This window comes from Pseudomonas sp. R2-37-08W, from assembly GCF_003851705.1.
Classification (GTDB): Bacteria; Pseudomonadota; Gammaproteobacteria; order Pseudomonadales; family Pseudomonadaceae; genus Aquipseudomonas.
In genome coordinates this window covers 4,683,998-4,696,541 of record NZ_CP027728.1, presented here as the reverse complement: position 1 = coordinate 4,696,541, position 12,544 = coordinate 4,683,998, and the positions used below count along the sequence as shown (strand labels likewise).

Genomic DNA, 12,544 nt, shown 5'->3' with positions numbered 1-12,544 from the left:
GGTACGCATTCCTACCATGGTTTCTTGCCTCTCATCCTCGACGGCACAAACGATACCTGATCTGGAATCTATGACTTTGACAATCACACGACGCGGCGCGATAGCTTTGGGAGCACAGGCAGTGCTGGTTGCAATGACGGCAGGCGCTGCTACGTTTGCCTCTGGTGCAACGCGCAGCTCCAGTAAAACTAAAGAGACCACTCGGACTGGCAAGCAGTTTGACGTGGTGATCGTCGGTGGTGGATCTGCCGGTGCCGTCCTTGCAGCACGTCTCAGTGCCGACCCGCTGCGCAGTGTGCTGCTGCTCGACGCAGGTCCCGACTTTGCGCCCGATCGGTATCCAGCAGTGCTGACGAACGCCGACCTAGTTGCCGCCTCTCCCGAATACGACTGGCATTACCATAGTGACGACTCAGCTCGGATAGGTCACGACATAGCCATCCCACGCGGCCGAGTGATCGGTGGTAGCTCCGCGGTCAATGCTGCTGTGGCGATGCGTGCGCGTCCTGCCGACTTTGCGCGCTGGGCCGGACGCGGAATCGAAGGTTGGGCTTGGCCGGAAGTGCTGTCCGCCTACCGAGCGATGGAAAACACGCCCACTGGCGAAGATGCATGGCATGGACGTACCGGCCCATTTCCAGTGCGTCAGCGCACTGCTGCGCAGAATACTATCTCAATGCGTGCTTTCGTGGCGGCTGCCGAGTCAGTTGGACTGCCGCTCGTGGATGACTTCAACGGCGCGCGCCAGCACGGCGTAGGTCCCTACCCGTTGAATGTCATCAACGGCACCCGAATCAATACCGGCATGGCTTACCTAAGTGCAGACGTGCGGGCTCGCGCCAACCTCACTATCCGCGGCCACGCTGAAGCCGACCGCGTCCTGATAGAACGAGAACGCGCCATAGGTGTATTGCTAGTAGACGGCGAGATAGTTCCAGCCGGCGAAGTGATCTTGTCGGCCGGTGCCATAGGCAGCCCCGCTATCCTGCTACGCTCCGGTATCGGCCCACAAGGCCATCTTCGCGAGATGGGAATCGCCACCGTCGCTGATCTACCGGTAGGTGAACGGTTGCAAGAACATCCGTTTTTCTTCAACGTCTACGCGCTGAAGACCTCCGCAATTGCTATGACCCCAGCCGGCGGCGCCATCGCCTGGACTCGTTCGCAACACGCCGCACCGGACGATCTGGACTTACATATCTCCGGTACACACCTGATCGACCCAAAGGCAAGCCCTACCGGCGGTGCGATAGTGCTGGCATGCGCCGTCACATTACCTAAATCCAACGGTAGCGTACGCTTGACCAGCCGTGACCCCCGAGTTGCGCCGAACATCCGGTACAACTTTTTTGAACAGGAAAATGACTTGGATCGCATGGTCGAAGCTGTAGAACTGTCTCGCAAGATTGGCCGCAGTGCACCGTTTGCTGACTTGGTTGACCATGAAATGACACCGGGTAGCAGCGTACTTGAAGGCAAGGCTTTGCGACAAAACATCGTAAACAATGTCGCCGGCTATCAGCACCCCACGTCGAGCGTGCCGATGGGCGCGGACGGTGACAAGGCCGCCGTAGTCAACAATTGGGGCGCGGTGCGAGGTATAGCGGCACTGCGTGTTGTGGATGCCTCTATCATCCCGGATATCCCATCGGTGGCGACAAATCTTACTACTATCATGCTAGCCGAACGGATTGGTGCCCACCTGACTCGATAATTTCCCCGAACGCAGCGTAAAACTGGAGCATCAATCATTGGATCGCTAAAGCCGAACTCTGCAATAAGAACCACAATCTGAAATTGAATAAAATATACGGAGACCGTTGAGCAAACGCAGTCAATAGACGATAAATTGGAGATTAGGAGTTTGACCGAAACAGCGGCGCAACTGCGGCGCGAGCCAAGAATGGTTTACTTTTATGTCAGACATATCTAGTGCTTATAAAAAAGAGTCAAACCACAGAAAGACCATTTATAATTACCTTAACTATCATACATATAACTATAACCATTAAATAAGATAACTACAGCTAGGAAGTTAATGCCTTACATTAAGAGAATTGAAATCTTAGAGAACTATAGAGAAGAGAATAATTTCCCCTTCTATTTGCCTTCAATTCAATCAATTAGCAAAATCGAGCTTCACCCCGTGATAAATTTTTTCGTTGGAGAAAACGGTAGCGGTAAGTCAACCCTCTTAGAGGCTATTGCAGTTTCATGTGGCTTTAATCATGAGGGAGGCAGTAAGAATTTCAAGTTTTCTTCCAGCGATGAAAAATCCCTACTGTCCAAGGCATTGCGCTTGTCACGCACCGCAAAGCGACCTCGAGATGGCTATTTTTATCGCGCAGAAAGTTTTTATAATGTAATTACAGAGATGAATAAGTTGGATTGCGGACCTGGCGGGCCAGCTATTAAGGACTCATACGGGGGGAACGATCTTCATACGAGGTCTCATGGGGAGGCTTTTATGGATCTGATTTTACATCGGTTCGGAGGAAACGGATTGTATTTACTAGACGAGCCTGAATCTGCGCTATCTCCCCAACGCCAATTATCTCTGCTGGTACGTATAGCGGAACTCGCAAAACAAAATTCGCAGTTCATAATTGCAACTCACTCACCAATTTTAATTGCTTACCCGGGCGCCAGAATTTGGGAGTTTACCAATAGTGGATTGGAAGAGAAGGAATATTCAGAAACTGAAAACTACCTAATTATGAAAAGTTACTTTGCTAGCCCTGAAAGCTTTATGAGCAAGCTATTTGATGAAAAGCATGATTTTTAGTTAGTCCAGGCACTAAATAACATCGATGGTTAGAGCGTTTATCAAGTTCGCTGGCGCAAAAAAATGAATTGTTGCCGATCGCGACTTAATAGATACGACGGCATTACTGCCTTGTTTAGCGTAGATCGAGATGCCGCCGATTTCGAGGAGAATGGCCGCTTCTGGCCGTTCTATGCCGATCTTCACAACGGCGCGTGCTGGTCAAGTCGAATGCAAACGGCTGGTCAGCACGGATGCAAATGAGTGGTCAAGTCTATGCAATTACGCAGGCAGATTCGCTCAGTCGAATACACACCACCTCAACCACCTTGGACATCCTGCCTTTCGAGCTCGCCAAAATGCCGCAGGACAGGCCGTAAGGCGCTTTTTAGCGGGTGGTAACGGGATGCTGTGCTGATACAGCACAGGGCCTTACAGGGTGTAATAGACGGAACTGAGACAGGTCCGTGCGTATTACTAATGGAGAAGCCCCCGCGCTTTTGACGGTGCCCCGCTCGCGGTGATTTCGAGGGTTGTCATGTGGCTGGCATAAGCCCATCCGTATCGGTATCGGCAATGCCAGGTGCAGGTGTTCAATGTCCGTGCGTATTACTAGTGGCGAAGCCTCCCGGGATTTTGTCCGGCATAGCCGGGAGTAGCCCCGTGATGAAATATCACGAGTAGCCGCAAGTCCGGTGTGTCAACGCGAAGCGTTGTCCACGGGACGCGCAGCACCGAAGGTGCGGAGTGTTCGTAACACCAAAGGGGGAGAAAGCAAAACCCCGCACTGAGGCGGGGTTCTGTGGGGCTGGCCAGCGATCAGTGCTCACCGCGCTTATCTTGCTTCTGTGCTTCCTGCGCGGCTTGGATGGCCATCAACACCTGCTGGTTCAGAGTGGCGCTACTCTTGCTGCCCAGCAGAGGTAAACGATTCATGGTATGCGCCCCGGCAAACATGCGATAAGAAGCCGACAAGGCCAGCGGGCTTACTCGTAGCTGCAAGGCCGTGAATTGGCGATCCAGCCTATCGAGTTGCGGCCCATAGCCCTTGCTGCGTAGCCATCTGCTGAGCGCCCACATGCCGATGGCGAACGTCGAGGCAAATACTACAAATCCAGCGAACATCAGAACGTCCATCATGGTTATTTCTCCGGTTGATCGTTCGAGGTCATTCCCGGCACTTTGAGCGAGGCGAGGCGACCGGAAGTAGAGTTAGTATTCGAGGCCGGACGGATGACGTTAGGCTCAGCTTGTGAAGCTTCCGTGACCGGTTCTGCTCCATTGGTTGGAGTGGTCGAGTTGGTATCGTCGGAAACTGATGGCGGAGATCCTGCACCAAGAGACAAGGCGTGCGCATTCTCCATACCTGGCACTGCCATCGAGGCCATCACGCCGAGCATCTTTGCGCCACCGTCGGCCGCATGGGCAAGTGCGCTGCCGGAGCTGACAACTCCCCCGTTTGGGGTTGTCTGCTGGTCTTCGTTGTCGTTTCCCCGCGCGGTCTTTCCGGCCTGCTTGGCGGCCTGCTGTACGCCGCTGCTTGGAGAAGACGGAGGGGCCGACGCCTGCCCGGCAAGATTGGCGGAGCTGCCGCCGACCTTCGCGCCTGCGGAACTCACACCCTTGACCGCTGCGCCGCCGGTGCTGGCACCCACGCCGGAGGACGCCGCTGCACCCATAGCCGACGCGGCACCGCCTGCGGAGTTGGCACCGGCAAAGCTGGAGTTAATCGCCCCCGCCAGACCGCCGCCGCCCAGTCCACCGATACCCGCCGCCCCAGCCCCGGCAGCGCTACCAGTACCGGCAGCTCCGAGGGCGGCAGCAGGAGCCGCGGCCCCGGCTGTGGCAATGGTGGCCGCCGCAGCCGCCGCCCCGGCAGCACCGGCCACTGCCATCCCGCCAATGGCCGAGCCGCCGCCCATTGACGTGCCACTAATCATGGCACCGATCAGGTCAGGAATTGTTTTCGTGAGGTAACAGCACACCAAGGCCAAACCGACCATCGTCATCAATGACGCTTCGTCATTGGTGTAGGCGGCCAACCACTGCTTTGCCGACTGTATGATCAGGCCGACAATCAGGGTTAGTACAAATAGCTTGGCGCCAATCGCAACGGTGAAGCGCATCGGCGCAATTGCAAAATCCCGCGTCCATTGCGAACCGCCAAAGCCGATGAACAGCACGGAAGCATTGATGATGACGTAAGACTCTACGAGCGTGACAAACATGAATGCAGCGATGAAGGCGAAACATGCCAACACAAGGATTGCGCATACAGCGATTAGAAGTCCCTTGGCTGGAGAAAACACTGAAATGCCCTCCACCATGGTGCGGCCAAAATCCAGCGCAACTGCCAGCATATCGCCGGGTTCTAATGCACGCCCGAGGCCGCCCGCCGATGCCGCCGCATCACGGAAGCTATCGACAATGGCCGTCGACCATTCCACCGAGTACTTCATGACTGCAAGGAAGAAACCGATCACCAGAATGAAGCGCAGCAGCTCGCCGAGAATCTCGCCGAAATCGGCTTGCTTCATGACCAGAGGCATGAACGTCCAGATGAACTGGATCGAGGCCAGCAGCCAGAACAGTCTGATCGCATAGTCATACAGCTTCCCTGACCACTGGTGCGACTGTTGCAAAACGAGGTCGAGTAGACCCTGAATCGATGTATCGGCATGGGAGAGGTCGGTCGCCGCCACAGCATCTCCGCCCACGAACACACCAGCCAAGGTGAGGAACAACAATAGACGAGGATCCATAGCTAGTACCCCTTCACGCCGCCGCGAGTATTCGGGCGCGCCTCAAATGAGAGATCAGCGTCACGCTGTTGCCGTTGTTGCTCAGCCACAGCAGTACATTCGCTATTGCTTTGAACCATCATGGTGACCATGGAACCGGTCAGTACGGACCCGGCACACATCAACGCGATGAGCCATCTCGAAATAGTCATTCTCAGTACTCCTTCACGCCGCCGCGTGTATTTTTGCGCGCTTCAAACTGCTGTTCAGCGGCTTCGCTAGCGGCCTTCCGGTCGCCTTGCTGAGCCATGTAGTTGCCCTGCATGTTGATTTGGGTGGCCATCAGATCGCGCAGTTTTTGGAGTTGCTGCACATTCTGGGAGGCGATTTCGTTGCCCGCCTGTATAGCTTGCATGCGGCCTACGGCTGACTGCGAACGGGCCACCATGCGATCAAGCTGGATGTCTTCAGACTCGAACTTGCTGGTATTGAGGTTTGCCGCCTCGAGTGCCGTCTTTACGTTGTTGCTGCCTTGTTCCGACCACTTCTGATAGCGCTCATGAGCTGGTACTTCTGCTGAGTTCGCGGCTTGATTTAGGTAGGACTGAAAGCCGGGGAAAGCGGTGTTGAACTGAGAGTCCATATTCTGGATCTGGCGGCCTAGGGACTGCGAACGGGTGTAAAGGTTGGCCACGTTTTTAAGATCGGCCGCGATGCTGCCAAACATGGTGCTTGGCAAGCCCGTGCCTTGGGTGACCATATTCTGATACTGCTGAATCTGCGTCTGAAGCTGCTCTGCAGTGTTCAGCGCCGTGTTGACTGCCTCGGCGTACTCAAACATCTGTTGATAGAACGTCGAGCAGTTTGAGCAGTAGATGGCATATGCGGGGGTGGTGCCAGGTAGAGACCCACGCTAAGGCTTGTGCTTTTCATTGCTAAAACAAGGGCAGTACGTATTCTCGATTTTCGAGCCGATGAAATCGGCGATTTCAGCAATTCCGTATTCATGCCGAACACCTCGTTTTGTCATGGTTCGAGGTCTGATTATTGGCTGATATGGTGTGGTTTGGAACATGCGGATAAGTATCTATCCGCATAGAAATCAATGACTTGCGGGCGCTGGCTGGGTGAGATTGACACGTAGCAACCTGATTTTGCTGACATTTTCTTTAGGCATGGACCTGTCTGTCTTTCCAGCGGGATGTGTTTTCACGGCCAAAAAAAAGCCCACCGAAGTGGGCTTTTGATGAAATGGCATAACGCATTAGTGAGCTGAGTAATAGGGGTTCTGGGTCCGATAGTGACCACGCTCCGTTTCAGGGATGTGTAGCGTTTCTAGGTGCCAGTTTTCGAGCGAGGAAGCCAACTCTGCCGCAATGCGTTGGGCTTCTCTAACGGCTTTACTAGGTCGCCCGCTGGCTTGACCGAGGTAGGCTTGCAGTTCGTTGAGTTGGTTGGCCAATGAGCTGATGCGGTGAGCGGTTTTCATGATCAATCCCCCTTTCTGATCCTTTCTACAATATTGTCGAATTCTTCCCGAATCTGATCGTCTGTAATTTTAAGATTAACCAATCCTGATTTGATTGCAATTCTTCCAATTCTTTCAGCCGCCTCATTATCCAATTTCGCCAATCTTGCTTTAGCTGTTTCCAGCTCTGAAAGGGCGTCAGAACGGCGTTCTGCTAGAGTTTTTCGAGCCATGGGTTCACCGTTTTTAATGGGGTAAATTTAGACAGACTGAAAAGTTCTACCTCATTTTCTCGCCCAAATTAAAGGGGCTACACGGCCTCGCTGTTTCGTGGAGCGTCATATCAGGTCGTCCCGAGTGTTTCCACTATTTGGGTTGTGGTCGAATCCCGCACGTTTTGAGCCGGGTTTGGAAGGCGGTGTGGCGCTGTGCTCAGGATGTCCTCTTACGACTCCTGTCGGGGCTGGTGAGAGGCTTTGCGATGTGAATTGCCCAGAGCCTTTCCTTTGGTGCCCATCGTCTTTTTCCTTTCGTACATACCTGCCGACGTATTTGGTGAATTGCGGGTAGCCAATGCCAAGCTGTTCAGCGTAATCGTCATAGATCGCACGTAGCGGATGCCCTGCATCTATCAGCTTACGAAAGTCATCAAGCCTGGCCAGAAAGGCAACTCGCCCTGCGCCGCGATAGACCTTTTTCGGCCCGTCTGTCATTTGGCGTCTCCTGTTTATGTGGTCGCACTAGTGGTCAGCATTTGCTTTAGGCAACTCAAGGAAATTCTAGGAAATTCTAGGAAATTCTAGGAAATTAAAGGAGATTTTTCATCTTTGTAACGCAATTTAACGCAACTCAAAGAGATTTAGGGCAATTCTGGGTCAGAGATGACCGAAAGTGCGGTAAGGCGAACCTAAGGCGGGCAAGTTGCCTAGAATTGCAGAAGATCAGACGGCAAGATGTGTGTTGTAGGCCTACGCTGCTCCGCAGCTAGGGCCTCCACCACCTACCCTTACTCGCCTTCAGCTCGACGGATCTTGCTCTGCGAGGCGCACAGCCGCTTCCGCGTCTAAAGGCAAAAGCGCAGCGCAAAAACAGGGTCAACCACGACAGGCGGCACCAAAGAAAAGGCCCCAGCCCGTCGATGCGGTAAGCCAGTCGTGGTTTGGGCTATTGATCCGCACTTTAAATTGCGATGCGTTAAGCACCCAATTTGGGGAGATGCCAGGTGTAAAAATTACGTTTCGTCGAAAAGGATGGCGTAGCTATTCCATAGTTTTAAAAAATGCTCCCAATCTGTTGCGCCACTCGATGTCTTGAAATTCAAAACGCCAGTGGACCCCAAGTCGATTGGCTTCGTCAGTACATCACTGGCGAGATCGTAGTAGGTCAGAAGCTTCTCATCATCCGTATAAAGCGGTGTGGGGTAGCGCCCGGCCCATACCAGTGATGCCTCGTAGAATGCGATTAACTTGGCTCGATCTTTTTTCAAGGGCACGCCAAGCAGCTGATGAAGGTTTTCGAATTTGTGCCCCTTGAACTCCGTTGGCGAAAAGCCGCGTTGGGCAAGAACAGCTTTCATAATGAGTTCGAGAGAGAGCCCGCAGAGCATGTGATAAACGGGCCAGCAAGCAACAGCCATGCGATACCCAGGTGCATAGCCAAGCTCGGAGGCGATGGCAGAGTCTTGCGGACCCATGGAATGCCAAAGGGCACCTGCTGAGGCTTTAAGATCCGCAGCACGGTTTCGCCAATGATTCGGGTGGTTTCTGTCCTCAGTAAGTGTCGGCCGGTCTGCAATAAACTGTCTGTAATCGTCATCCATACTATGTCTCGATCTCGGTGCCACGTTATTTTGGCTTAGAGTCTCACTCTCTCGGTGCATGAGCAATGCGTCTCTAGCCAGTTGAAAGGTACCTACGGTTGAGCGAGAACTATCCGAGTTGTGATGGTGAACATGATTTCTCCATTAGTTGAAGCGTTTTAAAAACGTACTCGTTGAGACCTCGAAGAATTAACTAAGAACAGGTTGGCAGGCCGGTTAACGCCCGTTATTGAATTATTTATGTTGGGCTAAAAATGTTATTTATTATAGTGCTCGCATATTGTTCTTGGATAATGTAAAATGTGAGGAGATTCGGTCATGATTTATTAAGAGTTGTTTTGCAGAATATGCCTCAATACTCATCCATAACTAACCCCAAAAGGCATTTGAATCCGCTTGAAGCAGAGGCGCGAAAGCTGTTTCCTTATTATGCTGGGTTTTCAGAGTCATTTGTGGAGAGTGTGCTTGGGGTTTTGGATCTTGCCCCAGAGTCAGTAATATTAGATCAATGGAACGGAAGTGGTACTACAACAAGTACAGCTTTGAAGTGTGGGTTTAATGTAGTTGGCTCGGACCTAAATCCCGCAATGATTATTGTGGCTAAAGCGGCTTTAGTTTCCGTGCTGGATTTAAAAAGTCTGTTGCCGCTTGCTGTGTCTATTGTAAAAAAAGCTGAGCGTCTGAAGATTGATTTCGATTCTGACCCCCTTTTCCATTGGTTTGACTCGGCTTCTTCTTCGAATATTCGACGCGTTGAAGAAAGCATAAATTCAACATTGATCTCTCATGCCACCTATGTTCCGCTGAATACCTCGGAGGGGCTTGAAAAGCTAACACCGCTCTCGGCATTTTTTTATCTAGCCTTATTTAGAGTGGTGCGGAGGCTAACTGCAAATTTTGTTGCTTCGAATCCTACTTGGATAAAAGTCAGTAAGAGCTCAGAGGAGAGAAAGTATGTGCCAAAGGAGGAGGTGTTCGGGCTTTTTATCAAGGAGGTCGAGCAGTTAAGTGTTCATCAGGCCATCTCTCCTCGGGATAGAGACCTCAATCTCGACCAGGTACAGTTGATTCTTTCTGATGCGAAAAACTTGCCATTGTCAGAAAATTCTGTTGATGCCATTTTGACTTCTCCGCCATATTGCACTCGTATTGACTATGCTGTTGCTACCTACGTTGAGCTTGCAGTGATTCGGGTTGGAGGCCAGAAGTTCGCACAGCTTCGCCGAGACCTTACTGGAAGCTCAACTGTTCCGAGAACCGGTTCGGAAGAAAGAGTTGAGTGGGGGGAGACTTGTTTGGAATTTCTAGATAAAGTTAAAAATCATCGATCTAAAGCATCAGGTACTTATTATTTGAAGAGTCACATTCAGTATTTTGATTCTTTGTATAATTCTGTCGCAGAGGCAGCGCGTGTACTCAAGCATGGCGCTCCGTTTGTATTGGTTGTTCAGAATTCCTACTATAAAGAGGTTAGGAATGATGTTGCGCTTATTATCGAAGAGATGGCCCGTCATGTTGGCTTGGGGCTGAACTATCACGCAGATTTCGTAGCGGCTCGCTCGATGGTAGATTTGAATAAAAAATCAAAAGTTTATATTAAAAAACGTCAGACGGTGGAAAGCGTATTAGTGCTCGAAAAGAACTGATTTATGCTTGTCTGTAAATAGCGCGATGTCTAGCCTTTACAAATTTCAAGCTGTCTGCCTGCTCTTCCAAGCAATCAAAGAAGTAGGAGCAGATGCTATATACGGCATTTAATCGTATTTCCAGCTCATTCAATGATAAGTTTCTACCCGCCTCGCTTGCGGATTCGCGACCATGAGCAACCGCGTTGCGCTTTTCAGTTATCTCTTTGAAGTAACCTACTTCACTAGGATTTTGAGTCGCCGGTTTTGCGATTCCTAAGCAACAGAAAATTTCTAAGATTGTTTTCGGATAGACATTGTGTAAGTAGCTTCCAAAAACGGTGTCAGGTATAGCGCATAAAGACGTAGACTGCTGGTGTGAAAATATATCTCGTCGTGCTTCCCATTTTTTTTTCTCTGACCCAGCTCGAGCTGAGCTTAATTGCGAGTCAAGGGCGATGGTAAATAATGATTGTTCGAGATGTTTTGTCTGTATGTTGAGGCCACAAAGGTGGTTGATGAATGCTTGTACTCCTTGCGTTGCTGAATATTCGATTGCGCCATATAAAGATACATAGATTAAACCACGTAACGTCAGTGACATAGGTCCCATCGGCTGAGGTGTGCCGTCTATCACTTCTAAATTCTTAATGCTTGAATAAAGTAAGCGCGATTCTGATAGTCGATCATTCATCCCTTCTCGTGCAAGTTGGCAAATTGTCATAAAGCATCACGTACGTATTCGATACGCCCAACTACAAATTTTTTCTGATTAGAGCCGGCACCTGTAAATTTTTTTAGATTTTCGTCATTAGCTAGTACTGGTAGCTTCAAAAGGTCGATTTTTTTGCCTTGCTTTAAAGCTAAGGCAACTCCAACGGAAAGTGCTTCAAATAAGTTTACAGGCGTCAACCCGCCTCGGCCTCTGTTTATACCGTTAGGGAAGGCCTTTGCTAATATTTCCATCACGTCGCCAAATAGCTTTTTGTCTGACAGTGGGATTACGCTGTGTCGGACGCTATTCATATATTCATTCATGAATTCCTTGACTGCGTGGTTGAAGTCATTGTAACGATAAAGATAAACAAAAAACCGTAGTACTAGCTCTTCGTAAGTGCCGTTAGATTCGTTCTTGGCTGTTATTTTAACTGAAGACTTAAAGTCAGCGAGCGTCGATAGTGTTTTAAGATCGTCATTGTATGGCCCGCGATAGACGCAGTTCCTGATTTCCTGATCGGTTAACGATACGCCCCCTGTGTTGAGGCGTTCAAAAAGATCGAAGCGTACTGCAAGATCGCTCCTGTCGTTTAGTACTGTGACGCGGATTGGCCGAGTTAGAAACTGCAATTGCATAGATTTTGGAAAGTCTATAAAACCTGTACCGTTGAATGCGCTCAGCTTTTCTAATCCATTCACTATGAGTGGGTTGGCGCGATGTATTTTAGCTAAAAGCTCTTGGCTTCCTACAAAGTGGCTGAGTGATCCTAGTCGTTGTACTCCGTCAACAACCTCCCAAGTAGAGTCTGAGTTCATCGCCATGAACAGACTTGGTACGGGAATTCCCAGTAGTACAGATTCTACGAGTATTGATTGTCGATCAGCGTCCCAAATGAACTGTCGCTGGTATTCTGGTGGCACGAATATATCTCCAGACTCGACCATATCTAAAACTTGTCTAACTGACAGGTCATAGCTATCAAACGAAACAGTTTTTCGTTTTGTCTCAAGCTGAGATTGCATTAAGCCGAGTTTTTTCGTTGCAAGTGCCATTTTTATCCCTTTCGTGGACCAGTCGTCCAGCTGACATGAGCTATATGATGCCAAGACAAGCGTCTGTATGTATTTTCGTACACATATCGACTGCTCACGCCTCAGTATAACGATGTAATGGCACGCCCTGCTAATCGTTACCAATCTGAACATTTTGACATCCCCGGTGGAGATCTGACACCGTTCCCAGGTAAGCTCAAGCCCTCGGTCCAACGCGGGGCCAAGGCTATAAAAAAGCCGCGTTTTTCGCGTCGCCATTGGCGGCTTGTCTAGGTAGGAAAGAACAACGTGTCGACATCAGGATTGGTCGCTCAGGCCGTTTCATGGACGCTTTGCGCGACAGCGCTTGGCATTTCG

At 50.7% G+C, this 12,544-nt stretch carries 11 protein-coding genes and 1 pseudogene; 3 read left to right on the top strand and 9 right to left on the bottom strand.

Translation table 11 applies throughout. The features are described from left to right. Positions 1–70: 70 nt before the first annotated feature. Both C4J93_RS21605 and C4J93_RS21600 read left to right on the top strand, forming a co-directional pair. Positions 71–1,714: a GMC family oxidoreductase gene (locus C4J93_RS21605; protein ID WP_124367215.1), complete on the top strand. Its 1,644-nt coding sequence runs from the start codon at positions 71–73 to the stop codon at positions 1,712–1,714. A 324-nt stretch (positions 1,715–2,038) separates the two neighbouring features. After that, positions 2,039–2,785: an AAA family ATPase gene (locus tag C4J93_RS21600; protein WP_124367214.1), complete on the top strand. Its 747-nt coding sequence runs from the start codon at positions 2,039–2,041 to the stop codon at positions 2,783–2,785. 798 nt (positions 2,786–3,583) lie between these two features. Here the strand turns inward: C4J93_RS21600 and C4J93_RS21595 are convergent. From C4J93_RS21595 to C4J93_RS21560, 7 genes and pseudogenes are all read right to left on the bottom strand, one after another. Further along, positions 3,584–3,904: a hypothetical protein gene (locus C4J93_RS21595; protein ID WP_124408092.1), complete on the bottom strand. Its 321-nt coding sequence runs from the start codon at positions 3,902–3,904 to the stop codon at positions 3,584–3,586. 2 nt (positions 3,905–3,906) lie between these two features. Beyond that, on the bottom strand, positions 3,907–5,526 hold the full coding sequence (gene trbL / locus C4J93_RS21590; protein ID WP_124430422.1) for a P-type conjugative transfer protein TrbL: 1,620 nt from the start codon (positions 5,524–5,526) through the stop codon (positions 3,907–3,909). Between the two features lie 193 nt (positions 5,527–5,719). Then, positions 5,720–6,513: pseudogene (trbJ, locus tag C4J93_RS21580) on the bottom strand (P-type conjugative transfer protein TrbJ). Between the two features lie 256 nt (positions 6,514–6,769). Beyond that, positions 6,770–6,994, bottom strand: a complete 225-nt coding sequence (locus C4J93_RS21575; RefSeq protein WP_081095871.1) for a hypothetical protein — start codon at positions 6,992–6,994, stop codon at positions 6,770–6,772. A 2-nt stretch (positions 6,995–6,996) separates the two neighbouring features. Next, positions 6,997–7,206, bottom strand: coding sequence for a TraC family protein (locus C4J93_RS21570; RefSeq protein ID WP_124430421.1), 210 nt, complete (start codon positions 7,204–7,206; stop codon positions 6,997–6,999). Positions 7,207–7,311: 105 nt separating this feature from the next. Beyond that, positions 7,312–7,686 (bottom strand): TraK family protein, encoded by a 375-nt coding sequence (locus C4J93_RS21565; RefSeq protein WP_124408089.1) that lies wholly within the window; start codon positions 7,684–7,686, stop codon positions 7,312–7,314. Positions 7,687–8,204: 518 nt separating this feature from the next. Continuing rightward, positions 8,205–8,792 carry a hypothetical protein gene (locus C4J93_RS21560; protein ID WP_124408088.1) on the bottom strand — a complete coding sequence of 196 codons (588 nt, stop codon included), beginning with the start codon at positions 8,790–8,792 and terminating at the stop codon, positions 8,205–8,207. Positions 8,793–9,178: 386 nt separating this feature from the next. On the opposite strand from C4J93_RS21560, the gene C4J93_RS21555 reads away from it, so the two are divergent. Then, positions 9,179–10,438 (top strand): DNA methylase, encoded by a 1,260-nt coding sequence (locus C4J93_RS21555; RefSeq protein WP_256660098.1) that lies wholly within the window; start codon positions 9,179–9,181, stop codon positions 10,436–10,438. Position 10,439: 1 nt separating this feature from the next. On the opposite strand, the gene C4J93_RS21550 is transcribed toward C4J93_RS21555, so the two are convergent. Together C4J93_RS21550 and C4J93_RS21545 are read right to left on the bottom strand one after the other, a co-directional pair. Continuing rightward, positions 10,440–11,111, bottom strand: a complete 672-nt coding sequence (locus C4J93_RS21550) for an MAE_28990/MAE_18760 family HEPN-like nuclease (protein ID WP_124430420.1) — start codon at positions 11,109–11,111, stop codon at positions 10,440–10,442. Positions 11,112–11,137: 26 nt separating this feature from the next. Next, positions 11,138–12,187: a DUF262 domain-containing protein gene (locus C4J93_RS21545; RefSeq protein WP_124408086.1), complete on the bottom strand. Its 1,050-nt coding sequence runs from the start codon at positions 12,185–12,187 to the stop codon at positions 11,138–11,140. Positions 12,188–12,544: the final 357 nt, after the last annotated feature.

Coding starts and splice junctions, on each gene's coding strand:
- C4J93_RS21545 (WP_124408086.1), bottom strand. CDS start 12,187: ATGGCACTTGCAACGAAAAAACTCGGCTTAATGCAATCTCAGCTTGAG.
- C4J93_RS21595 (WP_124408092.1), bottom strand. CDS start 3,904: ATGATGGACGTTCTGATGTTCGCTGGATTTGTAGTATTTGCCTCGACG.
- C4J93_RS21550 (WP_124430420.1), bottom strand. CDS start 11,111: ATGAATGATCGACTATCAGAATCGCGCTTACTTTATTCAAGCATTAAG.
- trbL (WP_124430422.1), bottom strand. CDS start 5,526: ATGGATCCTCGTCTATTGTTGTTCCTCACCTTGGCTGGTGTGTTCGTG.
- C4J93_RS21560 (WP_124408088.1), bottom strand. CDS start 8,792: ATGGATGACGATTACAGACAGTTTATTGCAGACCGGCCGACACTTACT.
- C4J93_RS21575 (WP_081095871.1), bottom strand. CDS start 6,994: ATGAAAACCGCTCACCGCATCAGCTCATTGGCCAACCAACTCAACGAA.
- C4J93_RS21605 (WP_124367215.1), top strand. CDS start 71: ATGACTTTGACAATCACACGACGCGGCGCGATAGCTTTGGGAGCACAG.
- C4J93_RS21565 (WP_124408089.1), bottom strand. CDS start 7,686: ATGACAGACGGGCCGAAAAAGGTCTATCGCGGCGCAGGGCGAGTTGCC.
- C4J93_RS21600 (WP_124367214.1), top strand. CDS start 2,039: ATGCCTTACATTAAGAGAATTGAAATCTTAGAGAACTATAGAGAAGAG.
- C4J93_RS21570 (WP_124430421.1), bottom strand. CDS start 7,206: ATGGCTCGAAAAACTCTAGCAGAACGCCGTTCTGACGCCCTTTCAGAG.